Annotated in this window: 13 protein-coding genes and 4 pseudogenes; 5 read left to right on the top strand and 12 right to left on the bottom strand. The window is 67.6% G+C overall.

Annotated elements, in window-relative coordinates:
* Window positions 1-144 precede the first annotated feature (144 nt).
* Entirely contained in the window at window positions 145-528 is a 384-nt protein-coding gene (locus tag Pla111_RS17735) for a transposase (protein ID WP_391581031.1), read from the top strand.
* Here the strand turns inward: Pla111_RS17735 and Pla111_RS17730 are convergent.
* Window positions 417-845: pseudogene (locus Pla111_RS17730) on the bottom strand (IS110 family transposase); the annotation flags it as partial. The gene Pla111_RS17735 and the pseudogene Pla111_RS17730 sit on opposite strands and share 112 nt — an antisense overlap.
* Window positions 846-860: 15 nt before the next feature.
* On the opposite strand from Pla111_RS17730, the gene Pla111_RS16175 reads away from it, so the two are divergent.
* The 3 genes and pseudogenes from Pla111_RS16175 to Pla111_RS16165 all read left to right on the top strand — a co-directional run.
* On the top strand, window positions 861-2027 hold the full coding sequence (locus Pla111_RS16175; protein ID WP_146575495.1) for an IS3 family transposase: 1167 nt from the start codon (window positions 861-863) through the stop codon (window positions 2025-2027).
* A gap of 45 nt (window positions 2028-2072) precedes the next feature.
* Window positions 2073-2219 (top strand): annotated as a pseudogene (locus Pla111_RS17725) (hypothetical protein); the annotation flags it as partial.
* Between the two features lie 13 nt (window positions 2220-2232).
* A pseudogene (locus Pla111_RS16165) lies at window positions 2233-2439 on the top strand (IS3 family transposase); the annotation flags it as partial.
* A gap of 230 nt (window positions 2440-2669) precedes the next feature.
* Here Pla111_RS16165 and Pla111_RS16160 read toward each other — a convergent pair.
* The 3 genes from Pla111_RS16160 to Pla111_RS16150 all read right to left on the bottom strand — a co-directional run bounded on the left by Pla111_RS16160 (window position 2670) and on the right by Pla111_RS16150 (window position 9425).
* The gene (locus tag Pla111_RS16160) at window positions 2670-4097 is read right to left on the bottom strand and encodes a DUF1501 domain-containing protein (protein ID WP_146575493.1); all 1428 of its coding nucleotides are present in this window, start codon (window positions 4095-4097) and stop codon (window positions 2670-2672) included.
* Window positions 4094-7339: a DUF1553 domain-containing protein gene (locus Pla111_RS16155; RefSeq protein WP_231931101.1), complete on the bottom strand. Its 3246-nt coding sequence runs from the start codon at window positions 7337-7339 to the stop codon at window positions 4094-4096. Before Pla111_RS16155 ends, Pla111_RS16160 begins: the two co-directional genes overlap by 4 nt.
* 79 nt (window positions 7340-7418) lie before the next feature.
* The gene (locus Pla111_RS16150; RefSeq protein ID WP_146575492.1) at window positions 7419-9425 is read right to left on the bottom strand and encodes a beta-agarase; all 2007 of its coding nucleotides are present in this window, start codon (window positions 9423-9425) and stop codon (window positions 7419-7421) included.
* A 344-nt stretch (window positions 9426-9769) separates the two neighbouring features.
* Here Pla111_RS16150 and Pla111_RS16145 point away from each other — a divergent pair.
* Window positions 9770-12019: pseudogene (locus Pla111_RS16145) on the top strand (glycoside hydrolase family 2 TIM barrel-domain containing protein); the annotation flags it as partial.
* A gap of 689 nt (window positions 12020-12708) precedes the next feature.
* Here the strand turns inward: Pla111_RS16145 and Pla111_RS17535 are convergent.
* From Pla111_RS17535 to Pla111_RS16105, 8 genes are all read right to left on the bottom strand, one after another.
* Entirely contained in the window at window positions 12709-16479 is a 3771-nt protein-coding gene (locus Pla111_RS17535) for a DUF5060 domain-containing protein (RefSeq protein ID WP_231931100.1), read from the bottom strand.
* 569 nt (window positions 16480-17048) lie between these two features.
* Entirely contained in the window at window positions 17049-18593 is a 1545-nt protein-coding gene (locus Pla111_RS16135) for an arylsulfatase (protein ID WP_146575490.1), read from the bottom strand.
* Window positions 18593-20005: a Gfo/Idh/MocA family protein gene (locus Pla111_RS16130; RefSeq protein ID WP_197525097.1), complete on the bottom strand. Its 1413-nt coding sequence runs from the start codon at window positions 20003-20005 to the stop codon at window positions 18593-18595. Before Pla111_RS16130 ends, Pla111_RS16135 begins: the two co-directional genes overlap by 1 nt.
* Before the next feature lie 174 nt (window positions 20006-20179).
* Window positions 20180-21202 (bottom strand): zinc-binding dehydrogenase, encoded by a 1023-nt coding sequence (locus Pla111_RS16125; protein WP_146575488.1) that lies wholly within the window; start codon window positions 21200-21202, stop codon window positions 20180-20182.
* Window positions 21199-22041 carry an amidohydrolase family protein gene (locus Pla111_RS16120; protein WP_146575487.1) on the bottom strand — a complete coding sequence of 281 codons (843 nt, stop codon included), beginning with the start codon at window positions 22039-22041 and terminating at the stop codon, window positions 21199-21201. Before Pla111_RS16120 ends, Pla111_RS16125 begins: the two co-directional genes overlap by 4 nt.
* Window positions 22038-22427 (bottom strand): RbsD/FucU domain-containing protein, encoded by a 390-nt coding sequence (locus Pla111_RS16115; protein WP_146575486.1) that lies wholly within the window; start codon window positions 22425-22427, stop codon window positions 22038-22040. The genes Pla111_RS16120 and Pla111_RS16115 overlap by 4 nt, the downstream gene beginning before the upstream one ends.
* A 48-nt stretch (window positions 22428-22475) precedes the next feature.
* Entirely contained in the window at window positions 22476-23528 is a 1053-nt protein-coding gene (locus Pla111_RS16110) for an aldo/keto reductase (protein WP_146575485.1), read from the bottom strand.
* A 7-nt stretch (window positions 23529-23535) separates the two neighbouring features.
* The gene (locus tag Pla111_RS16105) at window positions 23536-24801 is read right to left on the bottom strand and encodes a tagaturonate epimerase family protein (protein WP_146575484.1); all 1266 of its coding nucleotides are present in this window, start codon (window positions 24799-24801) and stop codon (window positions 23536-23538) included.
* Window positions 24802-24805: the final 4 nt, after the last annotated feature.

Genomic DNA, 24805 nt, shown 5'->3' with positions numbered 1-24805 from the left:
CTGTGATCGGCAGCCGAAAAGTGCAGCGCCCGGCGGGCCCCTTGGGGCGCCCGAATCGTGCAGCGCGCCGCTGTGCCGAGTGCGGTAGCCCAGTACTTTCGGACAGCGGGCGGGTCGAGCTAATCTATCGCCAGGAGGTCCGAGATGATCGAATCGAAGAAGCGTCGGAGTTACGACGAGGCGTTCAAGCGAGAGGCGGTGCGTCTGGTCGTTGAAGAGAAGTACTCGTTCGCCCGGGCGGCCGAAGCGGTTGGGGTGAGCGAGCAGTCGCTGCGTGAGTGGCGTACCAGCCGCAGGTCCGACTCGATGAGCGATCGTTGGTCCGTCGGCAATTCGCAGTCGGCCAACCACAATAATCCGGCCTGGCTGAACAGCGTCTTCACCGGGACCGGAACGAGGCGGCCCGCCAGCACACTCTGGACACGGTTCTTCAGCCGCGTTCGCTCGGAGACGAGCCGCTCGCGGCGACTGGTCAGCTGGCGGAGCGACCGGGTCGCCGGGTCGGGGACCCAGACGCTGGGCAGGTAGTCGCATCGCAGGAGCTGGGCCAGCACCTCGGCGTCGACCTTGTCGGTCTTCGCCTTCGCTTCGGCGATCGCCTTGGTCTTCATTGGGTTGCTGACAACGAGCCGGCCAACCAGCGGCTGGAGCAGGTCGGCCACGGCCCAGGCGTTGGTGGTGACTTCCAACGCGACGCTGTCTTCCGGCGTCAATTCCTGTCCGAGCCGCAGCAAGGCTTCGCGGGTGCACTCGATCCGGCGTCGGAAGAGTCGCTTGCCTCCCGCGTCGATCACGCACGCCTCGACGACCGTCTTGTGGACGTCCAGGCCGATGAACCGCTTCATGGCTTGGTCCTCGGGATGCGTGACGGACGAGCCGGGCCGCTCGGCAACTACCTCTTCGGGCTCGGAGCCCATCCGGGTGGGCCGTGGGGGCGGCCAGGTAAAAAAGCGGGCTCAAGGCCCATAGGATCTCTCGGCCGGCCCCGGAATGAGTGGCCCGTCGCGTCACTGGGATTCCGTGGATCAACATTCCGTCCCCTGACCCGGTCCCGCTATCGGACCACGGCCAGCAGACCGACTCAACGACCCCCATCCATACCCGATAAAAAAAGCAACCGCGTACTTCGCGAAGGAGTCGCAGTGAAGTACGCCTGGATCGCAGCGAACCGCGACTCGTTCCCGATCGCCCTGATGTGCGAGGTGCTCGACGTTTCGAGGTCGGGCTACTACGACTCCGTGGACAGGCCGCCGAGCCCGCGTGCTCAGCGGCGGGCTCGGATCGACGCGTCGGTGCGGCAGGTCCACGCTGATTCGCATGGGGTCTACGGCAGCGGCAAGGTCGCCAAGAAGCTGGCCGAATGCGAAGGGCTCGAGCGGGCGTGCCGCAACACGGTGGCGCGTTCGATGCGAGAAATGGGCCTGAGAAGCCGGGTTTCGAAGGGTTTCACGCCGACCACCACGCAGGCCGACCCGTTGAAGCAAGCGGCGCCCAACCTGCTGGACCGTGACTTCGACGCGACGCGTCCCAACCAGAAGTGGGTCACCGACATCACCTACCTGGCGACCGCACAAGGCTGGGTCTACCTGGCCGTGGTGCTGGACCTCTTCAGCCGCAAGGTGGTTGGCTGGTCGATCAGCGAGTCGCTGGCGACGCCGCTGGTCGGTGAGGCGCTACGGCGTGCGATCGAGTCGCGGAGGCCGGCCGGCGAGGGGCTGCTGCTCCACAGCGACCGCGGCTGCCAGTACACCTCCGACGCGTACCAGAAGACGCTCCGAGGGCTGGGGGTCACCTGCTCGATGAGCCGGCCTGGCGAGTGCTACGACAACGCGGTGGCCGAGCGGTTCTTCTGGTCGCTCAAGCACGAATGGACGGGCCACGAGAGCTACGCCGACCTTGAGGCGGCTCGCCTGAGCGTGTTCAAGTACATCGAGACGTTCTACAATCGCGAGCGGCTTCATCAAGCGATTGGCTACAAGAGTCCCGATCAGTTCGAAACCGAATACGCCCCGGTCCTAGCGGCGTAGAGCCCCGCCCCGCCGCTGTCCGAAAGTCGTGGGCTATCGCACTTGGTGAGCGAAGCGTTGCACGACGCAGTGAAGAAGCGGCGTCCCGGGCGAAGCGAGCTGCTGCACCACAGCGACCGGGGCTGCCAGTACACCAGCGACGACTACCAACGCACGCTCGCGACGCTCGACATCAAGGTCTCGATGAGTCGGACCGGGAACTGCTACGACAACGCCGTGGTCGAGCGCTTCTTCTGTGAGCCTCAAGCACGAGTGGACCAACCACCGGGCGTACGCGAGCTTGGGCGAGGCGCGTCTCAGCGTCTTCCGCTACATCGAGACGTTCTACAACCCACGACGCCGGCACCAGACGCTCGGCTACAAGAGCCCCGAGCAGTTCGAAGCCGAACACGCCCCGGCGCAAGCGGCGTGATTCAACAACGCCCCGCCGCTGTCCGAAAGTACTGGGCTACCGCACTCGGCACAGCGGCGCGCTGCACGATTCGGGCGCCCCAAGGGGCCCGCCGGGCGCTGCACTTTTCGGCTGCCGATCACAGACCATACGCGTTATGTGACAATCCAACACTCGGACACAGGGCTGCAAGTTGCGATCGATCAGCAAATGCCGGTCGAAATCGTTTGACAACCTTGTTGTATAGCACGCTACGCGAGGATCGGGCTGACCACCGATCCGTGTACGTCCGTCAAGCGGAAGCGGCGGCCTTGGTATTTGTGCGTGAGCCGCTCGTGGTCGATGCCGAGCAGGTGCAGCACCGTCGCGTTGAAGTCGTGCACGTGCACGCCGTCCGAGACGACGTTGTACCCGAACTCGTCGGTGGCTCCGTGCGTGACGCCCGGCTTGACGCCGCCGCCCGCCAGCCAGGTGGTGAAGCACCGCGGGTGGTGGTCGCGGCCGTAGTTGTCGGCGGTCAGCAGGCCCTGCGTGTACGAGGTCCGGCCGAACTCGCCGCCCCAGATGACGAGCGTGTCGTCGAGCATGCCGCGTTGCTTGAGGTCGCGCACGAGCGCCGCGGAGGCTTGGTCGGTCTCCTTCGCTTGCCCGCGGATCTGTTCCGGCAGGTTGGCGTGCTGGTCCCACCCCTGGTGGTAGAGCTGGATGAAGCGGACGTCACGCTCCGCGAGCCGCCGCGCCAGCAAGCAGTTGGCGGCGAACGTCCCCGGCTTGCGGGCGTCTTCGCCGTACAGCTCGAAGGTCGATTCGGGCTCGTCCGCGAGGTCGGTCACCTCCGGCACGCTGGTCTGCATGCGGAAGGCCATCTCGTACTGGGCGATGCGCGACTCGATCTCCGGGTCGAGCTCGTTCTCGAACTGGCGTCGGTTGAGGTCGTTGATCGTGTCGAGCTGCGCGCGGCGCCGCGAGCTGCAGACGCCGTCGGGGTTCGACAGGTAGAGGACCGGGTCGGCGCCCGAGCGGAGGCGGACCCCTTGGTGACGCGAGTCGAGGAAGCCGCTCCCCCAGAGCCGGGCGTAGAGCGGCTGGCCGCCCTGGCCGGCCGACGCCAACACGATGAACGACGGCAGGTCGGCGTTCGCGCTGCCCAGCCCATACGAGAGCCACGCGCCCAACGACGGCCGGCCCGCCATCTGCGAGCCGGTCTGGAACATCGTGATCGCCGGGTCGTGGTTGATCGCCTCGGTGTTCATCGACTTGATGAAGCAGATGTCGTCGACGATCTCTTGGTGGTACGGGAGCAGGTCGCTGAGCCACGCCCCCGATTCGCCGTGCTGGGCGAACTTGAAGCGCGAGCCGGCCAACGGCAGCGACGACTGGTTGGCCGACATGCCGGTGAGCCGTTGCTCACCCCGGATGCCGGGCGGCAGCTCCTCGCTGTTGCGCTCGTTGAGCAGCGGCTTGTAGTCGAAGAGGTCTTGCTGTGCGGGGCCGCCCGATTGGAACAGGTAGATGACCCGCTTCGCCTTCGGGGCGAAGTGCGTGCCCAGCGCGTGGGACTTGTCGCCCAGCAGCAACGACAGCGCCGCGGCGCCGACGCCCGCGCTGCTCTGCTTCAAGAAGTGCCGGCGGTTGACGCCCAGCAGTCGTTCGGTCGCTTCTGCGTTGAGTCGTTTCATCGCTTCCACACCGTGGCGTCGAGGTTCATGACGGCTTGGCAGACGACGGTCATCGCCGCGAGCCGGTTCGTGTCGAGCTCCGCCGGGGCGTCGCTTTCGCCGATGCTCAGCAGCCCGGCGGCCGCGTCGGGGTCGTCCGCGTAGTGGGCGGTCTCGGCGTCGAGCAGGGCGATCAACGCCGCTCGCTCTCGGTCGTCAGGCGCGCGGCCGGTCAAGGACCGGAAGGCCCACGCGATCTGGTCGCCGGCGTCGCCGCCGCGCCGCATCGAGTGCTCGGCCAACGAGCGGGCCGCCTCGACGAACTGCGGGTCGTTCAGCAGCACCAACGCCTGCAGCGGCGTGTTGGTGCGCGGGCGCGCGACCGTGCAGACCTCGCGTGACTGCGTGTCGAACGCCATCATGTTCGGCAGCGGGGCGGTCCGTTTCCAAACCGAGTACAACGATCGGCGGTACAGATCGACGCCGACCGACTGCTGGTACGACGGCGACATCGAGTTGGACTCCTTCCACAGGTCGTCGCCCGGCTGGTAGGGCGAAACGGGCGGGCCGCCGATCGCGCGGTTCATCCGCCCCGAAACAGCCAACGCCAGGTCCCGAATCTCCTCCGCGTCGAGCCGGTACGCCGGGCCCCGCGCCAGCAAGCGGTTCTCAGGGTCCGCTTCGGCCAACTCGGGCGACGGCTTCGAGTCCTGGCGGTAGGTCGCCGACAGTACGATCTGCTCGCACAGCCGTTTGATATCCCACCCGTGTTCGACGAAGTCCCGCGCGAGCCAGTCGAGCAGCTCCGGGTGGGTCGGCAGTTCGCCCTGGAGGCCGAAGTTCTCGGGCGTGCGGACGAGGCCGGCGCCGAAGAAGTTGGCCCACATCCGATTGACGAACACGCGCGCCGTAAGCGGGTGCTCCGGGTCGGTCGCCCAGCGGGCAAGACCCAGTCGGTCGAGCGGCTCGTCGGCCGGGAACCGCGGTCCGAAGTCGCTGAAGACCGCCCGCTCGACGAGCGTGTCCGGGCCCGTCTCGGCGTCGTATGCGCCGCGGGCCAGCACGTGCGCTTCGCGCGGCTCGGCGGCCTCTTCCATGATGGGGACTTCTTGGATCAACTCCTCGGCCCGGATCAGCGCTTCGCGGGCTTCGGTCAGCCGCGCGAGCGCCGCGCGGGCGTCGGCGTCGAACGCGCTGGCGTACTGCGCCGCGGTCGGCTCGACGGGCTCGCCCGTCGCGAGGTGGGTCGCCTCGGCGGGCGTCAGGGCCCGCTTGTAGACGCGGACGTCGTCGACCAGCCCGCCATCGAAACCGACGTCGCGGAACCGTTGGCCGATCGTGACGGCGCCGCCGTGCATGACCTCGACCATCGCTCGCTTCTTGATCGCGTCGCGGAGGACCCGGGTCTCGAGTTCCTCGCCGTTCAGGTAGAGCCTCAGCCCGGCCGCTTTCGACGAACCGTCGTAGGTCGCCGTGACCTGATGCCACGCGTCGGCCGGGATCGGCTCCTTGGTGCGGACGCCGATCGCGTTGCCGGGCCAGACGCGGTACATCCGCGATTCGAGGTAGCCGTCGGTGATCGTGAGGTCCCAGCCGTTGAACGCGAGTTGGCCGTGGCTGCACTGCGCGATCACCGACCGCGTCGGGGTGCGTTTCGTGTCGCGGAGCGAGAGCACGATCGAGAACGGCTTCCAGCGGTCGGGCGGCTCGACGCCCGGCATCACGACGCCCCGCTCGCCGTCGAGCCCGACCGCCAGCCGCGGGGCCGTCGCTTCGGCGGACGACGCCCGTCCGTCGGCCGACCGCTCCGGCGCCAAGCGAGGCAGCGGGCTGTCCTGCACTTCAATCGTGGCGAGGGGCGCCGCGAGGGCTCGGTCGCCCGACGCGGGGTAGTAGACCTCTTCCTTCAACGTCTTGTCGTACGGGACATCGAAGCTGAGGGCGCGCTCGAGGTCGGGGACCTCGTGGAGCGTCGCGTCGGACGGCTTCCAGGCTTGGAACCGTTGTTCCGCGTCGTCGCACGACCGCTGGTAAGCCGCTTCGGCCGCTTCGACGGCGCGGCTGAGCGATTCCAGTTCAGCGGCTTGCTCGTCGGTCGGCAGTAACAGTGACGGCGCCGGCACCTTCTCTGAATTGTCGTAGACTCCGTTCTCATCAATGGAGTTGAAGAAGGCGGAAAGCGCGTAGTAGTCCTTCGCGGGGATTGGATCGTACTTGTGGTCGTGGCAGCGACAGCACTCGAGCGTCAGCCCCAAGACGGCGGTCCCGAACGTGTGAACCCGGTCGGCGACGTTCTCGAGGCGCCACTCCTCGAAGACGGCGCCCCCTTCGTTATTCAAGCGGTGCAGCCGGTTGAATGCCGTCGCCAGGCGTTGATCGGTCGTTGGCGACGCGAGCAGGTCGCCCGCCAGCTGCCAGGTCAGGAACTGGTCGTACGGCAGGTTCTCGTTGAACGCGCGGATGACCCAATCGCGGTACGGCCACTGCGTGTTGAGCTTGTCCGACTGATAGCCGTACGAATCCGCATAGCGGGCGGCGTCTAGCCAAGGAATCGCCAGATTCTCGCCGTACGCGGGCGAGTCGATCAGCCGACGCACGGCGTCCGTGTACGCCCGCTCGCGTTGGTCGGGCTTCGCTGCATCGGCGAGGAAGGCGTCGAGCTCGTCCAACGTCGGCGGAAGGCCCGTTAGGTCGAAGCTCACGCGACGAAGCCAACGGGCCGGCGCCGCTTCCTCGGTCGGCTCGAAGCCCACTTCGACAGCCTTGCGGCGGACGAAGCGGTCAATCGGTCCGCGCGACCAACCGTCATCGGGATCGACCGGCGGCTCGATCTCCTCCGGGAGTGGCTCGAAGGCCCAGTGGGCTTCGTACTCGCCGCCTTCGGCGATCCAAGCTTCGAGCACCTCGCGCTCGGCTTCGGTCAGCGCGTGCTTCGCTTCCGGGGGCGGCATCTGCTCGTACTCGTCGTCACTCTGGATGCGTCGGAGCAACTCGCCCGAGTCTATCGCTTCGCGAGCCGTCTCCGAGAGGTCTAGCCGCAGGTCGGCGGCCCGGTTCTCCTCGTCGGGGCCGTGGCAGAAGTAGCACTTGTCCGAAAGGATAGGGCGCACCTCTTCGCCGAACCTCACCCGGTTGTCCGGGGCGTCGGGGTTAGCATCGGCCCGCGCCTCGGGGCCTTCCATCGTGACCAACAGACACGTCGAAGCGGCTAGCAACGCCAGGGTCGCGCGCCGCGGGCTTCGGCTAGAAGGGCAGAACGACACGTGACGCGACTCCTTGAGGACGACCGACCGGCCGTTGGGATGGCTCCGGCGATGCCGGCGATGCCGGCGCGGTCCGCCGCTACGGCCGGAAAGCGACCGAGCTCTTGGCAGCGCTCCGCTGCTCGCCGGTGCGGATGACGACGCTCCCGATGACGCCGGGCTCGCCGTCCGGGAATGAGACGCCGATTCGGTTCGTCGCCCGCAACAACGCTGGGTCGAGCGCGACGAGCTTCGTCGAGGCGTACTCCTTCTCCCCATCATCGTAACGACCGGCGGCGTCTTCAACTGGGACGCGTACCCGCTTACCGTTGACCCGCACCGACACCTCCGGCGAGGCGTTGGTCGGCCGCGAGACCGCGATCCGGAGCTCGGCGTACACTACCGAGTCGGGGTCGGGAGTATTGACAACGAACCGCACCGCCTTGCCGTTCTCGGCGGCTTGGGCGGTTTGCTGACTGTAGCGGGGGGTCTCGCTCATCAGCTTTCGTGTGGGGACCGGCCGCCCGTAGTCGGCGACCACGACAACCGCCTCGCGCCCGGCCAGATCGATCGGCTCGTTCGGATCGGCCTCCGCCTCGCGCAGGTAGGGCGTGAAGTCGTCGTTGCGTCCGTATCGCCGCACCGAGAACGATTCCGCCACCGGCATCGCAAGCCGCACCGTGTGGGCCGCGTCAGAGACGTTGTTCATGACTACCCGGACGGTCGAGCCGTCGACGAAAGCTCGGACCTGGAGGTCGGGGTCTCCGTTGCGTGCGTAGACCCGGTGCCCCGACACGTCGCGGAAGAACTTGAAGAAGTCGCTGTTAGCGGTTTCGATCCAACGCGAGCGGTCCTCGAACCCGTGCGGGACGTACATCGTCGAGTAGTACTCGGGATCCCAGGCCATCGACTCGGGCAGAATGAATGGTACGGCCTTCTTCACGACGTGCGGGTGCTCCATGAAGGCGAGCGTGTTGCCGATCGCCGCGCTGACCAGCACATGGCTCGCGACCCCCCGTTGCCGCATGGTCAGCTCGAAGCCTTCGAGCCCGTCGCGCTCGCCGACGAGAAGCTTCCCCAACGCCTCGGAGTCGGGCCGACCGCGCGAGCCGGAGATGTAGCCGCCGTGTTCGGAGACCACGAGGTCGAGCGATTTGCCGTGCACGTTGTTCGCGTACGTTTGGACGAAGTCGAGCACGCCCTCGATCGGCAGGCCGCTCGTGACCCGGCCGACGAGGTTGGACCCGTCCCAGTTGACGTAGTCGTAGACGTGGAACGAGTAGAAATCGAGTCCGGCGTCGGTCTTCTCGATGAACTGCTGCAGGCCGTCGAAAGCCCGGAAGCCGTTGCGATAAAAGTAGGCGACCGAAAGGCACGGCCCGCCGACCCGCACCGGCACGCCACGATCCTTCATCGCGGCGTGCGTCTTGGTGTGCCAGTCCGCTAGCTGGTCGGTCGTGATGAAAGACCAGTGCGGCTCGTTGATCGGTTCGTAGTAAGCCGGGCGATCGAAGTCGCTGTAGCCGGCGTCCAACGCGACGACCGACAACTCGGCGGCGGCGTCGAGGTTCTTCGGGAGCCGGTGCCTGTGCTTCTTGTTGTCTCGGTCACCCTGGGTGGTCGTGTACTCCCCGAGGAACTCCGGGAACTCGTGCGCGCGGCCGTGCGAGGCGACGTTCAGCCGCCCGTTCATCAAGCGGGCGTAGTCGTCGCTCGGCGTCCAACGGCGCGCCGAACAGGCCTCCCGCAAACGATCGAGATCGACGAAGCCCGGCCGGTTGGGGTCTTCGCGAACCGCCTCGCCGCGGGTGACCGTCGAGATCGGCCCGAGGGAACGCCCGAAGGTCGCGTTCAGCTCGGTGAGCAGGTAGTCGGAGATCCCGTCGGGCCGCATCCGCTTCGGAAAGTTGCGGCCGTCGTCGCACATCGCGAAGTAACGGTTCCGGTCGAGTTCGCCGACCCCCGCGATGGTCCGCCGCACCGCCGGGTAGACCCGGACCTCGACCGGCTCGGCTGCCGTCGCCTGGAAGCCCGTCTCGACGCCGGCCGTCACGAAGATCGCGGCGAGCGCCCTCAGGGCCGTTGCTCGGAGACGTTCCGCTACCATCGAATCGCTTGGGGTGGAACCGGTTGATGAGCCGCGGCGAGCCGGGTTCGCGAGAGCGCTACGCTCATGCGGCTCAACGCACGTGGCAGAAAGCGTATTGACTTCCCCCGGGAGACGGCCGCCGCCGCGTGATTGTTGCGTGGGCCTAGCTTTATTGAATTAATGTCGAGACAGCGGTGGTCTGCCTCGGATTCGTCCAGCAAGTGTAAATCGCCGGTTCTCGTGAGATTCTGTGCTGTCTCACTGGCTTCGACTCCCGATCGGCGACATTGTCCGCATGGAGGCCATCCGGGGCGCCCAGCGGCGGTCTTTGCGCAGTCGTTTCATTTTCCTTCTGGATTGCCATGAGTCGATCGCCCGTTCTGCTGCTGCTTGCCTTCACCGCCTTGGGAGGGATCGCCTGCGAGGCCGTCGCGGTGGGCTCGTCCGCCGAGTCACGCCGCGAGGTGATCGACCTCAATCGGGGCTGGCGTTGCCACGCCGGCCCCGCCGCCGGCGACCCGACCGCCGCGGACTACGACGCCGACGGGTGGGAGACCGTCGTCGTTCCGCACGCGTATCGGCTGACTTCGTTGAACCTCGACGACTCGCGTGACGACCCGTCGCAGCCGACGTTTCATCGCGACATCAGCTGGTACCGCCGCGTCCTGCCGGCGTTCGCTAAGGCGGAACGGCGTGTGTTCCTCGAGTTCGAGGGCGCCCATCAGGTCACCGACCTGTGGGTCAACGGTCGTCACGTCGGCCGGCACGCGGTCGGTGGCTACACGCCGTTTCACTTCGACATGACCGACTTCGTCCGGGGCGACGGCCGCGACGTGCTCGCCCTCCGGCTCGACAACCGCCCCGACGAGACCATCCCGCCCGACGGCCACACGCGCGACTACGTCTTGTTCGGCGGCCTCTATCGCGACGTGCGCCTGGTCGTGACCGACGCGTTGCACGTGACGTTCCCTTGGGAAGCCCGCGAAGCGGGCGTCCGGATCACGACGCCTTCGGTGTCGCGTGAGAACGCGACCTTCACGGTCGAGACCGCCATCCGCAACGCCGGCGCCGGGCCGCGCTCGGGCCGCGTCGTGACGCTCATCGCCGACGCCGAGGGCGAAGTCGTCGAGCGGCTGTCGACTGAGTTCACGGTCCCGGCCGGAGCCGACGCCACGGTCGTCCAGACCGGCGGCTTCGACGAGGACGTTCGGCTCTGGTCGTGCGACGACCCCTATCTCTACCGAGTGCACACCCTCGTCGAGGAGGGGGACGCGTTGATCGACCACGTCGTCAATCCGCTCGGGCTACGTTGGTTCGACCTGCGGCCCGAGGCCGGCTTTCTGCTCAACGGCGAGCCGATCGAACTGATCGGGGCGAACCGGCACCAGCAGTACCCGTACCTCGGCGACGCGGTCCCGAACAACCTGCACCGTGGCGACGCGATCCGCTTCAAGCGCGCCGGGCTGAACGTCGTCCGCCTCGCGCACTACCCGCACGACAACGCGTTCCTCGCCGCCTGCGACGAGCTCGGGATACTCGTTTGCGAAGAACCGCCGCCCTGGATCGACTTCGGCCCGCCGCTCTGGTGGGACCGCTTGGAGCGGGCGCAACGCGTCATGATCCGCAACCACCGGAACCACCCGTGCGTCTTCGGCTGGGCGGGTGGCGTCAATCATCGCGGCCCGGTCCGCCGCCTGCACTACGCGGCGAAGGAGGAAGACCCGACCCGCCTTACCATGAACAACGGCACGCTCTGGACCGGGCCAAGGCACCGCGGCGTAACAGACCTTTACTCGGTGATGGATTACCGCGGCGCGACGCCGCCAGAGGGTGCGCTGATGTTCGGGATGGAGCACAGCGGCTCGCTCGACGCCACGGCACATCAGCGGATCGTGTCGCTCTACCGCGGCGATCCCCAGCGGATCGGGCTGACGCTCTGGTCCGCCCACGACGGCTTCTCGTTCAAGAAACGCGGCGAGGAACGCCCCAATCTCTCGGTCTGGAAGGCGAGCCTGTGGGACCCGTTCCGCCTCCCCAAGCCCGCCTTTCACTGGTACCGATCGGAACTTACCGACGAGCCGATGGTCTGGGTCCCCGATGATCGCGCACAGCGCCAGGGGAGCCTCACGGTCTTCAGCAACTGCGAAGCGGTTGCGATCCAGCACGCCGGCGGCGTCACCGAGCCCCGGCCCGCGGAACGCGACGACTCGACGCGCCACCTGGCATCGCCTCCCTTCGTTTTCGATCTCGAGCCAACGGAAGGGCCGATCACCGCGATCGGCTATCGCGACGGCGTGCCCGTCGCGTGGCACACGTTCCGGCAGCCCGGGCCTCCGGATCACCTCGAGTTAGCGATCGATACGGACGGCTTCGCCGGCGTCGCCGACGGTACGAGCGTCTTGCTCGCCTACGCCCGCCTGTGCGACGCCAAGGGAACGACCGTCCGCGAGCCGACGCCGCCCGTGCGGTTCCGGGTCGAAGGCCCCGGCGAGGTCGTTGGCGACGGGCGGAGCGGCGCCAACCAGGTCGTCTGGCAGCGAGGAGTCGCCCCCGCGCTGATCCGCGTCGGCGACATCGCGGGGCGGCTCGAGCTGACCGCCGAGGCGCCCGGTTACAGGCCGGCCGTCGCCTCGATCGACCTGGTCGCGCGGTCGGGCGAGCGGCTGCTCGTCGAGTTGCCGAGGCGGCGTTCTCGCTTTCGTATCGACCTCGGTGGGATTGGGCAGCACGTCGAAGAAGGCTGGACCGCTTGGTCCGCCGAGGGAGGCCCGGGCGAACTCGTCCTTCGTCGCGGGGTCGCCGACCCGGTCACGGTCTCCGTCCGAGGCGTCGGCCCGGCCGAATGGACGACCACATGGGGGGTCCCCGGCGATAAGAGCTTCCTGATCGAGGACGGGGTCGAATCGGCCGGCGGCCTCGACCTCACCCTCTCAGGGTTGGCCGACGGCCGGTACACGCTCAAGACCTGGCACCACCGTGTCGCCGACACCCGCGAAGAGACGCCGCCGCTACGAGTCCGCGTCACCGACGCCGATGGCAAGGGCCGCGTCTCGTCACACCGCTATCTGCCGACCTTCGGTCGAGAGATACAGGTCTCCGCCGCTGGGGGCGGCAGCGCCGGCGACGGCGGATCGAACCACGCCGCGGGTCGACCCGCAACGCACACACTGCGTGTCGCCGGCGGGTCCGCCGTCACGGTCCGGATCGTCGCGGAGGGGGGAGCGGGCGCGGTCACGCTCAACGGCATCGAGCTGACCGGTGAGCCCGAGGCCTACCGGCCCGCGAAGGCCGCCGCGGCGTCTCAGGATTCGCTGCCGAGCGAGGCGAACGCTTCGCCTAACGAGACCGACGCTTCGCTCGGCTCGCCGCATTCGTCCATCGGCGCGGTGTCGGGCGCCGGTTCGACGGCGCTGAGCGCCTCGTTGTCGTCGAGCAGCAGCAGGTGAGCCGAGTCAATCGCGTGATTGGCTTCGGCAAGCTCGATCGGTCCGTTGGTCGTCGTCGCTGCCGGAGCGAAGCGGGCCCGTGCGGGGATCGCGTACCGCGGTCGCTCAACCGTTTCGCTGGCGACCGCCGCCGCGGTGGCGGCTGAAGCCGAGCCGGACGCTGCCGCGCGGGTGACGATCGGGGCGGCAGCCTCCACGACGGGCGACGAGACGCTTGCGGCGTTCTGATCGAACGCGTCACGCCACAGTGTGTAGTCGGCGGCGTTAACGACCCCGTCGCCGTTGCCGTCGGCGAGGAGACCATCGCCGGCGGTCGCGCCGTAGCTGATCCGCCAGAAGGCACCGTCGTCGGCATCGACCGCGCCGTCCCGGTCGTAGTCGCCCACGACCGAGATATCGGCCCGGCTCGCGACGAGCAGCGGCGGCGAGCCCCCCTCCTTCGAGCTGAACCAGACGTCGTTGCCGTTCGCTTGCTTGAGCACGAACGTGTACGGGCCATCGCCGGTCACGACCGAGCTGACGTCGAACTCCACGACCTTGCCGACCGGGTGCGTGCCGTCGACCGAATCGACGAGGACGCCCGTGGCGGGCGCGTTGGCCGCGTTGATCGTTTCCTCGGTCCAGCTGTTGCTTGTCCCCGTGTAGAGGTCGAGCTTGCCGGAGCCGGCGTCTTGCGCCACGACCAGGCGCAGCCGCACGTCGGTCGCGCCGGCCGCGTTCAGGCCCGAGGCGTCGAACTTGAAGTAGCCGGTCCGCGCCGGCCCACTGAGCTGCGCCTTGATGACGTTGTTGTTCTGCCCGTTCACGCCTTCGACGGTGGCGTCGTCGAGCGGGCCGACGCTCGCCTCGCTGGGGATGACCTCGATCGGCGGCGCGACGATCACGCGGACATCGCTGGTCTCGAACTCCCTGTCGTCGGCGGTCAGACGCACGCGGTAGACGCCGGGCGTCGAGAACGTGACTTGCGTCGACTGGCTGTCGGGGTCGCTGAACAGCGCCGTCCCCGGGCCGGCATCGAGCGTCCAGCTCAGGGTTGGCGTGGGCGATTGCTTGCCGTCATCCTCGACGATCGCCGACAAGTCGAACGTCAGGTCGCCGGTCGCGACGCCGGTCGAAGACGTCGGCGTGTTCAGGTTCAGCGCGACCCCGGAGCCGGTTAACGACGTGTTGTAGAGGGCGACCCGATCGATTCGGAAGCCGGTCGAACGCCCCGAGATCGTGAAGGTGTGTTCCCCAGCGGCGAGGTTGTAGCTCGCGCTGGGGCGGTTGCCTTCGCCGAAGTCGAAGTTGCTCGCCCAGTTCCACTGGCCTTGGGTGCCGGAGAAGACCTTGACCCATTGGCCGTTGTCCATCCGCGTCCAGACGTCGTTCTCTTGGTCGAACGGGATCCCGCCGTTGCGGTGGTTGTGGAAACGCATCTGGTACGTGCCCGGGTTGGTCACGTTGAAGCGGTACTGCGTCACGCCTTGCGCGCCGGGGTTGCCGAACAGGTTGGGTCCTTCCCAGCGGTAATACCCCGACCCCGTGAAACCGGGCACGGAGGACTGCAGCTCCCAGCCGCCCGCCGCCGGCTGCGACTCGAGCTCGAAGAGGACTAGGCCGTTCTCTTCTTGGAAGACGCCGTCCGACGTGGCGACCGGCGTCGCGTCCGTGATCGAAACGCCCGGCGGCGTGTTGGGGGCGTCCGGATCGAAGGGGCGGACGAGGATCACCCAGTCCTGGTTCACATCGCTCGGCGGCGTGCCGAGCGATCGCCAGTCGAGGCCGGTCACGCGCAGCGTGCTGCCCGTTTGCAGGCCGCCCCCGTTCCGCGGGTCGTACCAGCGGACGTCGTACAGCCCGGTCTCGCCGCGCAGGTCGAGGTTCGTCGTGCCGCCGTCCTTCAGATAGACGACGTACGTGCCGCCCGCGTCGTAGAAGCCGTAGTCGTTCGCCGCGCTGCTGATCGCATTGTCGTTCTCCATGTTCCAGAACGGCACCTCGTTCCGGTCGAAGAACTCCAAAGCGTAGCGGGCGTAGTCCCACCATGCGTCGCGGCTGCGGAAGTCTTGGAGCGTCAGGTCGGAGTCGTTGAAGCCGTAGCCGAAGTAGTACTCGTTGCCCCAGCCGCCCGCCATCAGCGTGCCCCACAACGCGTTCTTGCGCCCGTCGATGTGCGAGTTGCCGGCGTTGCTGTCGGGCCGCAACGCGTTTTGGGCGTCGCCGGGCTCGTCGACCGCGACCGCCCACGGTTTGCCGGCCGCCGCCGAGTCGCGGACCCAACGGGCCGTGTCGGAGTGGACGCGTCGGAAGTCGGTGAAGGTCGTCTGCAGCGAGGCGCCGGTCAGCTCGCTCGCGGCGCCGAGCAGCGGGTCGTAGACGGCGTCTTGTTGGCCCGGGAACGTGTGGATCACCACGTGGTGGTTGTACGGGTCGTTGTCCCGGAAGAACTGCGCGAAGTCTTTCTGCTGCTGCGTCGTGTTGGTGTTCTCCTCGCCGAGGTTCCAGTTCAACGCGAGGTGGTGCCCGAAACGAGCGATCAGCTCACGGTAGTAGAGCTTCCGCTGTGTGCCGAGGGCGCCGCCGTCGAGCAGTTGGTCGTTCTCCGTTTCCTGCGTCTTGAAGTGCAGGAACATGCCCTCGTGGTCAGCGTGCTCGAAGACCACTTCCCACTGGGCGAGCCGCGACACGTCCATGCGGAGCCGCTCGGTGTAGGTCGTGTACGGGAAGACGTTCTTGTCGTCGCCCGCGATGTTCATTGGCAGGAACGAGAAGGCGTTGAGGCCCTCGCTTGCGAGGTAGTTGACCGCGCCGATCAGCCCCTTGCCGCGGTCGTCGCCCCAAGTCGGATCGCCCGGTCGCCAGTCCCCGACGTGCGGTTGCCAGCTCTTCACGAAGTTGTCGCCCTGGCCGTCGTTGGCGAACGGCCCGTCGAATTCGTCGTACGCCAGCAGGTTCTCGGGGGAGTCGGCGCCCTGCTTTAGGAAGTAATCGCCCGTGCCGGCGAAGCGCAGGTAACGCTCTCCGACGTACTCCAGCCGCCCCTTGCCGCGCAGGTCGCGGCCGGTCTTGTCGGTGTCTTCGATGACGAGCGTGCCCGTGTCGCCGTCGAAGAAACCGGCCGACGCGCCCGCCAAGGGCGACTCGCTCACGGCGACGTTGCCGCCCGTGCGGAACGACACGCTGTAGTCCCAGGCGCCGATCTCGTCCGGAGCGAAGTGGACACGCCACACGGCGCCGGAAGTCGCGCTCGTGTTCGCCGCGTCGCCGTCGGCGGCGTAGTAGCCGGGCACGCGGTACGTCTTGCCCGATCCGGCGTGCGAGAACGTGACGTCGAGCCGGTAGTCGGTGAACGGGTTGGGCGTCGCCGACTCGCTGGTCTGCGGTCCTTCGAAGTCGAGCGTCACCTTGTGCCAGAGCTTCAGCTCGCCCGTGGTCGCCGAAGCGATCGCGCCCGCGGGGGCGATAGCGGTGGTCGCGCCCCCTTCGCCAGCCGGCGCAGCGACCTCAACGGCTTGAGCCCCCGACGCTTCCTCGCTGCCGATGGGCCCCAGCACCGGGTCGGCGTTCAGGAGCTCGCGTCTCTCGAGCGGTTCATGTCCCAGGCGCGTCGCGACGCGCTCACGGAGCGGTTTTCGCCGTTGCATGATCGGGTGGTTCCGTTGGGCCGCCGCGATGAATCGGTACCGGGGTGGTGGCTTTCGCCTGGGCCCGCACGCGAGACAACGATTCGAACAACGCTGAGCACCCGGTGCTCAGCGTGTCGGTAGCAGCTTGAACTAGAAAAGAGGGATTAATGAGCCAGCTGAACGAACGTCGCGATTCGATTGCCAACAATCTACCAAGTTGATGTCGCCAGCTACCTGGATTCGCCGTTCGTGACGCGATTTCGCCCTTGTACACCCCATGGTAAGTAGCTTTCGCTAACGGTTGAGTTTCTCGACGCCGCCAAGACTCACCACGGAGTCACGGAGGGCACGGAGCAGGCTGGCGAGTATCAAAGCCAGACCCGCTTGTTGAGGTTCTGTTGGACAAGGGGTAAGCGAAGCAGAGTTGGGCTCGGTAGATGGCATACGGGCGAATGACAGCTCTTGCATTCGCGTTGATTCGTGTCATTTACGGGCACTCTTATTCTCTTTTCTTTCCTCCGCGCTCTCCGTGACTCTATGGTGCATCTTCTCTGCAGCGACAGGAGAGTGACCTCAAAAAAGGCGTGCTAGTCGTTCGAGCGAATCGCCCGCCAGGGGGGGATGCCGCCGTCGCGGACTTGCTGCCGGTAGGCTTCGTGGAAGGGCCGCTTTGGGGCGAGCGGCTTCTTCTCGTTGACCATCAGCGGTCGGGTGGCGTCCCACCATTGCCTGTAGGCGGCGGTCATCGAGGCGACCGCCTCTGGATGCTGGTCGATCACGTTGCGTTTCTGATCGGGGTCGGCTTGCATGTCGTACAGGCGATCGGCGCCGACCAGGCGGAACCGCGGGCCGCGGATCGCATAGCCCTTGTCGCGGTGATCGTTCGGCTCGTCGCCCAACGGCCATCGACCGACGTGGTTGAACAAGTAGCGATCCGGCCAGGGAGCGTCGGGCTCTTCGATCAGCGGCAGCAGGCTGTGCCCCTCGACCTGATCGCCCGGGAACTCAACGCCCGCGACTTGGGCGAGCGTCGGCGCGAGGTCGAGGTGAGCGGTGACCGCGTCGATCGTCCGGCCGTCGCGCGAGGCGCCCGGCCCGCGCCAGAAGAACGGCACGCGGACGCCCCCCTCTTCGACGCTCCCCTTGTAGCCTCGCATCCGACCGTTGAAGGCCGCGAGCGGTGCGCCGGACGCGTCACGCCCCAGCTCGGCGCCCGCTTCGCCAGCGCCGTTGTAAACGGTCCCGTTGTCCGACATGAAGATCAGCACGGTCTCGTCGGCGATGCCGAGGCGATCGATCTCGGCCATCAGCCGCCCGAGGTTCTCGTCGAGGTTCTCGATCATGCCGTAGAACCCGGCGTGGCTCTCCTCCATACCGAGGGCACGGAACCGGTCGGCGTTGGCGTCCGGTGCCAGGAACGGCCCGTGCGGCGCGTTCGTCGCGACGTAAGCGAAGAACGGGCGATCTTCCTCGGCCTGGGCGCGGACCCAGTCGATCGCCGCGGTGAAGAAGACGTCCGTGCAGAAACCCTCGGTCCGCACGAACTGTCCGTTGTGGCGCACGGTCGGGTCGAAGTACCGGTTGCCGGGCGCGTCGGCACAGGAGCCGCCGTACGCTTGACCGATGCCGCCCGCGCCGTGGATGAAGGCCTCGTCGAAACCGCGGTTCTGTGGCTGATAGGCGTCTTCGTCTCCCAGGTGCCACTTGCCGAAGATGCCCGAGCGGTAACCGGCCTTGCCCAGCACCTCCGGCAGGGTGACCGCATCGATTGCGAGCCGTTCCCTGTCGAGGATCGTGTGCGTGATGCCGTTCCGCATCGGGTGCCGCCCGGTCATCAGCGCCGCCCGGGTCGGGGCACAGGTCGGGCTGACGAGGAACCGGTCGAACCGGACGCTCTGGTCGTGCAGCCGATCCATGCTCGGCGTCCGCAGCCACGGGTGGCCGTGCCGCCCGAGTTGGGCGTAGCCCTGGTCGTCGGTGATCACGAGGACGATGTTCGCGCGCGACCCGCTAAGCGAAGCGCCGGCGTCAGCACTGGTGTCCGCGTCGGCGTCGCCAAAGCCGTTGCACGACAACGCCGCAGCGAACGCCGCCGTGAATCGCACGAGGCGTCGAGGGGGTGCATCGATCATCAGGCGTTGATCTCGAACCCTTCGCGCGGCGCCCGCTCGAGCATCGCGTCGGCTTGTTCGTCCCCGACGAACCGCTCGGCGGCCGGGTCGAACGTGAGCGTCCGTCCGAGACGAATCGCGAGGTTCGCCACGTGGCAGACTGTCAGGTGCTGGTGATGCGACGCGACGTCGGAGATCGGCGTCGTCTCGCCACGCACGCTGCGGAAGAAATTATCCATGTGCCAAAGCCCACCGGGCTGGGCGTCCAGGTGGAGCGCCTTGTATGCCGATTCCGGTAGCGGGGCGCTCTCGAGCTCCTCGACCGGCTTGCCGACGAGCTTCGAGCGGTTGACGAGGAAGCGGCCCGCGTCGCCTTGGACCATGACGCCGTTGCGGAAGCCGAGGTCATCGACCGCCGAGTTGCGAATGTCGAGTTCGGTCCCGTCGCCGAACGTGACGCGGATCTTGAACTCGGTCGCCGTGTTGAAGCGGTCGTCTTGGGCGGGCATGCCGTCGACAAACTCGACCGGGTGCTCCGCCATCATCGGCTCGACGCGATATGGACCGAGGTCGCAGCCCTGCTTGTTGAGCGCCCACATCGCGATGTCGACGTGGTGCGCGCCCCAGTCGGTCAGCTTGCCGCCAGAGTACTCGTACCACCAGCGGAAGTGGGCGTGGGCGCGGCTGCGGGGAAACTGCCCGCCGTAACCGCCGTTGGGCGCTTCGCCTTGGCGGTAGGGGACGTAGGGCGCCGGCCCCAGCCAGCGGTTCCAGTTGAGTTCCGCGGGGGGCGAAGCGACCGGCAAGACCGGCGAGCCCGGCGCCCCGTCGAGGCTGCACGTTACACGGCTGATCTTGCCGACGCGCCCGTCGCGGACCATCGCCGCGGCGGTTTGGAAGCCCTTGCCCGAACGCTGTTGCGTGCCGACCTGCATGACGCGGCCGGTCGCTTCGAGCGCGTCGAGGATCTGGCGGCCCTCGGCGACGGTCAGCGTGAGCGGCTTCTCGCAGTAGACGTCCTTGCCGGCGTGCAGGGCCTCGATGACGATCTTCGTGTGCCAGTGGTCGGGGGTCGCGATCACGACCACGTCGATGTCGCGACGGTCCAAGACCCGCCGGTAGTCCTCGCACAAGTCGGGCCGGGGTGCCGCGAGCTTCTTCTCGCGGTAGTGGTCGCTCAGGTTCTTCTCCGCGACCCGCAGGTGCGAGGCGTCGGCGTCGCAGATCGCGGCGCAGGTGGCGAAGTAGGCGGCCCCACGCATCAAGCCCTTGCCTTGCAGCCCGACGCCGATCGACGCGTAGGTCAACCCGTCGCGACGGGCCCGCGTCGCCGAGCGAGAGGCCTCGGCCGCTGCATGGCGCGTCATCCCTAACGAAGCGAGGCCAACGCCCGCCCCGAGGAAACCACGTCGATTGGTTGCGAAGTTGCTCATGGTGCTCATGGGTTGAGGAGACGATGGATTCGAGAAGGATCGGCCCAAGGTTCGCTGGGAGCCGACCCGCTAATCCGACCCTTGGTCGGACTGCTTGGATTCGCTGGTTCGGTTGTTACCAGAATAGTTGTGACTCGATGACCACGCGAATCGCCAGCCCGCAAACGACCGGAGTCACGACGCGGCGACACGCACGTGGACCTTGGTGACTTCGCCGGGAGCGGCGCTCCAATCCTCCAAAGCCTTTGGCGCGTCGGCGAGCGTGGTCTCGTGCGTGACGATCTCGGTCGTCGGGACGCGGCCCGCGCGGAGCATCTCGATGACGCTCTGGAAGTCGGCCGCCAACGCGTTGCGGGAGCCGCGGATATCGAGTTCCTTCATGACGAACCACTTGGTCTCGTACTCGACGGGCTGCTTCGCGTAGCCGACGTAAACCACGCGCCCGGCGAACGAGACCAGTTCAACCGCGGCCCGGAAGGTCTCGGGGAGACCGACCGCTTCGATGACGACCGAGGGCCCGTGGTCCTGGGTCGCGTCGCTCAAGCGGGCCGCGAGGTCGTCCTTCGAAGAGTTGACGCTGATCGCGGCGCCGCACGCCTCGGCGATCGACAGCTTGCGATCATCGACGTCGATTGCAACGACCGTCGCGCCCAGGTTAGCCGCCGCCGCGACGGCCCCCAGGCCGATGGCGCCGCACCCGAACACCGCGACGACCTCGCCCTCGGCGACCGCCCCGCGGGCCGCGGCGTGGGCGCCGACCGTGAGCGGCTCGACCAGGGCCAGCTCCCGGGCGGACAAGCCTTCGGCCCGCATCAGCTTTGCGTGCGGCACAACGGCTTGCTCAGCGAGCAAGCCGTCGCGTTGGACGCCCAGCGTCTGGTTGTGCTGGCAGCAGTTGGGCCGGCCCGCGAAGCACGACGCGCAGGCGCCGCACTCGGTGTACGGGAAGACGAGGACCGACTCGCCCGCCTTCCAATCGCCGGCTTCGCCGCCGTCGCCGAGCACGGTGGCGGCAACTTCGTGGCCCGGGACGCGGGGATAGGTGACCAACGGGTTGCGGCCGCGGAACGTGCTCAGGTCGGTCCCGCAGTAACCAACCGTGTCGATCTGCAACAGCACCTCCCCGGGTCCGGGGGTGGGATCGGGCCGCTCGATGATCCGGACGGCGTTCGGCTCGGTGATTTCGATCGCCTTCACGCTGAGGCCTCGTTTAGTTGGTAGGCGGCAGTCGCGGCGCCCGAGAAGAACGACTCGCGCTGGCTCTCGGACCAGTCGGCGACCCAGGCTTGCGTCAGCCGGAGCCAACGCGGGTAGTCAGTCGCTAGCAAGCAGACCGGCCAGTCGGAGCCGTACATCAGCCGCTCGGGGCCGAAGGCCTCGAGCGCCGCGTCCAGGTAGGGCCGCACCTGGGTTTCCGTCCAATCGTTCCAGTCGGCTTCGGTGACGACGCCCGACACCTTGCAGGTGACGTTCGGTCGGCGAGCCAGCTCGGTGAGCTGGGCCCGCCAGTCCTGGATCAAGCCTTCCTTGATCGAAGGCTTCGCGATGTGGTCCAGCACGATGCGGCCCTCCGGGTGCCGATCGACGAACCGCAATGCCGCGGGCAGTTGCTTCGCGAAGATCAACAGGTCGTAGGTCAGCCCGCGCCGCAGCACCTCCGCGACGCCCCGGTTGAAGTCGGGCCGATCGAGGAACGCGTCGTCGGGTTCGTCCTGCACGACGTGGCGGATGCCACGGAGCTTGGGCCGGCCGGCCCAGCCGTCGAGCGTCTCCGCGATCGCGGGGTCCGCGAGCGGCGCCCAGCCGACCACGCCCCGGATGAACGATCCGCTCTCGGCGATCGTGAGGAGGGCACCGGTTTCTTCGACGGTCTGCCGCGCCTGGACCGCGACCGAGCCGACCACGCCGTACGACGCGGCGGCCGCTTCAAGGTCCGCGACCCCAAAGTCGCGCGCCAGCACGCTCATCTCTGCGGAGATCCAGCCGTACTCCGCGGGGCTGTACCGCCAGAGGTGGTGGTGGGAATCGAGGATCATGCGGACTCCAGGACCACGTTTGCGTACTGGGTCGTGTCGCCGGTGCGGATCAGGCCGATCGCCCCCGGCACGCGTTGCTTCAGCGCGACGTGCGGCTCGTGCGTCAGCTCGGTGCTGGCGAGCGCCGCGGCGAACGCTTCGCGTGTCGGCTGATCGTTGGCGGTCAGGAACTCGTTCGCCATCCAAGCCGGCCCAACCACGAAATTCTCGCGCAACGCGTCGAGCACCTGGAGCACCGTCGGCACGTCATCGACGAGGCTGAGGTCGATCGTCTCGACGCCTGGCCACGAGGGGAAGCCGCGGTCGGCGATCACCAGCGTGTTGGTGTGCCGCACCCGTCGCAGCAGCGACGCGATGGCCGGGTTGAGGATGCCGTGGCGGATCATCGAACGGTGGGGGGCTCTTGTCGGGGGCGGTTCGCAGCGGCACGCATTCTAAACGTGAGTGTAGTCGTCGGAGATCAGCTCCGCCGCGCGGGCGTCGTCCCAGAACGACCGGGGCAACGCGGTCGAGGCGAACCGAAGGTTCTCCGCGACCCGATCGGGGTTCGTCGTGTTCAAAGCGACCGACACGACGCCGGGCGGGGACAGACCGAAGCGGATGCAGGCGTGCGACGGCGCGACGTCGTGCCGCTCGCAAAGCGCGAAGAACGCTTCACGCCAGCGGAACAAGGCGGCGTCTTCGGTCGCGCTCGGCAACCGGTAGTCGAAGTAGTCGCCGCCCACCAAGAACCCAGCGTTGAAGACGCCCGAGTTGATCACCGGCACGCCTCGCTCGGCGAGGCCCGCGATAAACTCGAGCGCGGCGGGTTCGTGCGTGTACGCAGTGACGCAGTTGGCGAGCATGACCCAGTCGAGGGCGACCTCGGTGTCGAGCTGCTGGGCGACGCGCCAGTCTTTCGTACCGACACCGATCGTTCCGCCGGGGGTCGTTTCACGGATCTTGGCGAGTTCTTGGTAGGCTTCGAGGACGTCGCTGAGCCGCTTTTCGCGGTCGGCTTTGTCCGACGCGGCGTCGAGGTACTCGTCGGGGTCGTGGACGGAGACCATGCCGGGCCGGTAGGGCTCGCCGAGCAGCTCAAGGCTCTGCTCGTAGCACGCGCGGATGCCGGACGCGCTGATGCACTGCTCCGCGTCGTGCGTCAGTCCGACCCAGGCGCCGGACTCGAAGGTCGGCTCGTCGGTGGTCAACGGTACGCGTCGCCAACCGAGCTTCACCCCGATACGCACCGAATCGGCGGGTGCGTCGAGGCGGCGGAGGCAGGTCCCGAGCACCTCGAGCGCCATCCCGGCACCGTACTTGCCGGCCGAGTCGATCACCGCTGGTTGGTCGCCGGTGGAGAGCCACGCGCGGACGATGTCGATCTTGTGCTCGTCGGGCAACGCTCTGAAGAGGTTGCCCAGCGCACTCGACCCATAAACAACGAGCGGCAGCCGGTTCAGTCCGCGCCCGCTCTTCACGTCGGTCGTTTCCGAAACTTCGCTCATGGATCGCTCAGCGAAGGGCTTCGAGATGTCGCGAGAAGTGCTCGCACAGTACGGCCGTGTAGGAGCCCAGGTTGCTCTCCAAGCACTCCCTTAGCGCGGGGCCCAGCAGCTCATCGGTAAGCGTCGAGCCGAACGTGCAGTGGAGGATCTGGCGACCCGCCGCCGTGAAGCCGGCGCCGCCGGGGACCGTCTCCCAATTCTCGAGGTACGCGTCCTGCAGCTGCTGGTCGCTGACATCGGACGACGGCTCGGGCGCCGACGCGAGCGTGGCGTGGACGTGGTAGGTGGCCCGATCGGTGTCGTAGCGCTCCCGCGCGAAACGGATGAGGTCGCGGAACAGCTCGGGCTCTTCGAGCGCCGCGACGCGGACCGCTTCGAGGTACGAGGTGCCGGCCGTCTTCACGTGGAAGCGGCCCTCGGTCGCGCGCGCCAGGGCCGGGTACATCGACAGCTTGTCCGAGCCCGAGTGCAGGCTCAGCTTGTACGGGCCGAGGCTCTTGGCGATCGCCGCGTGGTCGGCGAGCGACGCTTCGAGGGCAGACACGTCGCCGATGTAGTCGACGCCCTTCTCGAGCTTGCCGACGAATCGCGGGGCAAGCGAAACCAGCTTCATCCCCTGGGAGAGGCATAGCTCGGCGATGATGTAGTGCTCGACGAGCGTTGTCGGCTGGTCCGTCTCATCGACGCTCAACTCGATCTCGTAGGGCCGACCGGCCGCCTCCTGCACCTTTGCGACGTGAGCCCCCAGTGCGACGGCCGTATCGATCGCGGCGCCGTATTTCACGGCGGCCCGCTTGACTGAGGCTTCGTCGAATTCGAGGCGTGTCCCGTTCGGTAGCGTGACGTCTCGCCCGACGTAATCGGGGACCCATCGGGCTGACTCTCTGAGTGTCGCGAACTTCTCGTCGACATCCGACGCGCTATAGTCGTCCGCCCGCTGATCGACGTCGCCTGACGGATCGAGCGTGAAGAACGTGAAGCCGACATCGGCCGTCATGTCGATGTCGGCAAGAGTCTTCAGATGGTCCGCGTCGGCGGCGTGCGGCCGCTGCCAATTCGCGCCGAGCAGGGCGCTCATCGCGTCGCCCATGACCCGGTCGGGAGACCGGCCGGTCCGCGTCATCTCGCGGATCGACTGCTGCGCGAACATCGCGGTGACGCCCTCGCCCGCTTGTCGCATCGCCGCGACGTGGCCCGGCGTCGCCAAGCCGATTCGGTCGCCGAATCCGAACGACGGAGCGAGGCCGATCGTGGTGGGATAGGGGGTGCTCATCCGA

Origin of the sequence: Botrimarina hoheduenensis (assembly GCF_007859815.1) — a bacterium.
In the GTDB taxonomy this organism is placed as follows: Bacteria; Planctomycetota; Planctomycetia; order Pirellulales; family Lacipirellulaceae; genus Botrimarina; species Botrimarina hoheduenensis.
Note: the sequence above shows the minus strand (reverse complement) of the source record. Positions and strands in the feature narration are given on the sequence as shown.

Coding starts and splice junctions, on each gene's coding strand:
- Pla111_RS16120 (WP_146575487.1), bottom strand. CDS start 22,041: ATGATCCTCGATTCCCACCACCACCTCTGGCGGTACAGCCCCGCGGAG.
- Pla111_RS17735 (WP_391581031.1), top strand. CDS start 145: ATGATCGAATCGAAGAAGCGTCGGAGTTACGACGAGGCGTTCAAGCGA.
- Pla111_RS16110 (WP_146575485.1), bottom strand. CDS start 23,528: ATGAGCGAAGTTTCGGAAACGACCGACGTGAAGAGCGGGCGCGGACTG.
- Pla111_RS16160 (WP_146575493.1), bottom strand. CDS start 4,097: ATGAAACGACTCAACGCAGAAGCGACCGAACGACTGCTGGGCGTCAAC.
- Pla111_RS16105 (WP_146575484.1), bottom strand. CDS start 24,801: ATGAGCACCCCCTATCCCACCACGATCGGCCTCGCTCCGTCGTTCGGA.
- Pla111_RS17535 (WP_231931100.1), bottom strand. CDS start 16,479: ATGCAACGGCGAAAACCGCTCCGTGAGCGCGTCGCGACGCGCCTGGGA.
- Pla111_RS16115 (WP_146575486.1), bottom strand. CDS start 22,427: ATGATCCGCCACGGCATCCTCAACCCGGCCATCGCGTCGCTGCTGCGA.
- Pla111_RS16175 (WP_146575495.1), top strand. CDS start 861: ATGCGTGACGGACGAGCCGGGCCGCTCGGCAACTACCTCTTCGGGCTC.
- Pla111_RS16135 (WP_146575490.1), bottom strand. CDS start 18,593: ATGATCGATGCACCCCCTCGACGCCTCGTGCGATTCACGGCGGCGTTC.
- Pla111_RS16130 (WP_197525097.1), bottom strand. CDS start 20,005: ATGAGCAACTTCGCAACCAATCGACGTGGTTTCCTCGGGGCGGGCGTT.
- Pla111_RS16150 (WP_146575492.1), bottom strand. CDS start 9,425: ATGGTAGCGGAACGTCTCCGAGCAACGGCCCTGAGGGCGCTCGCCGCG.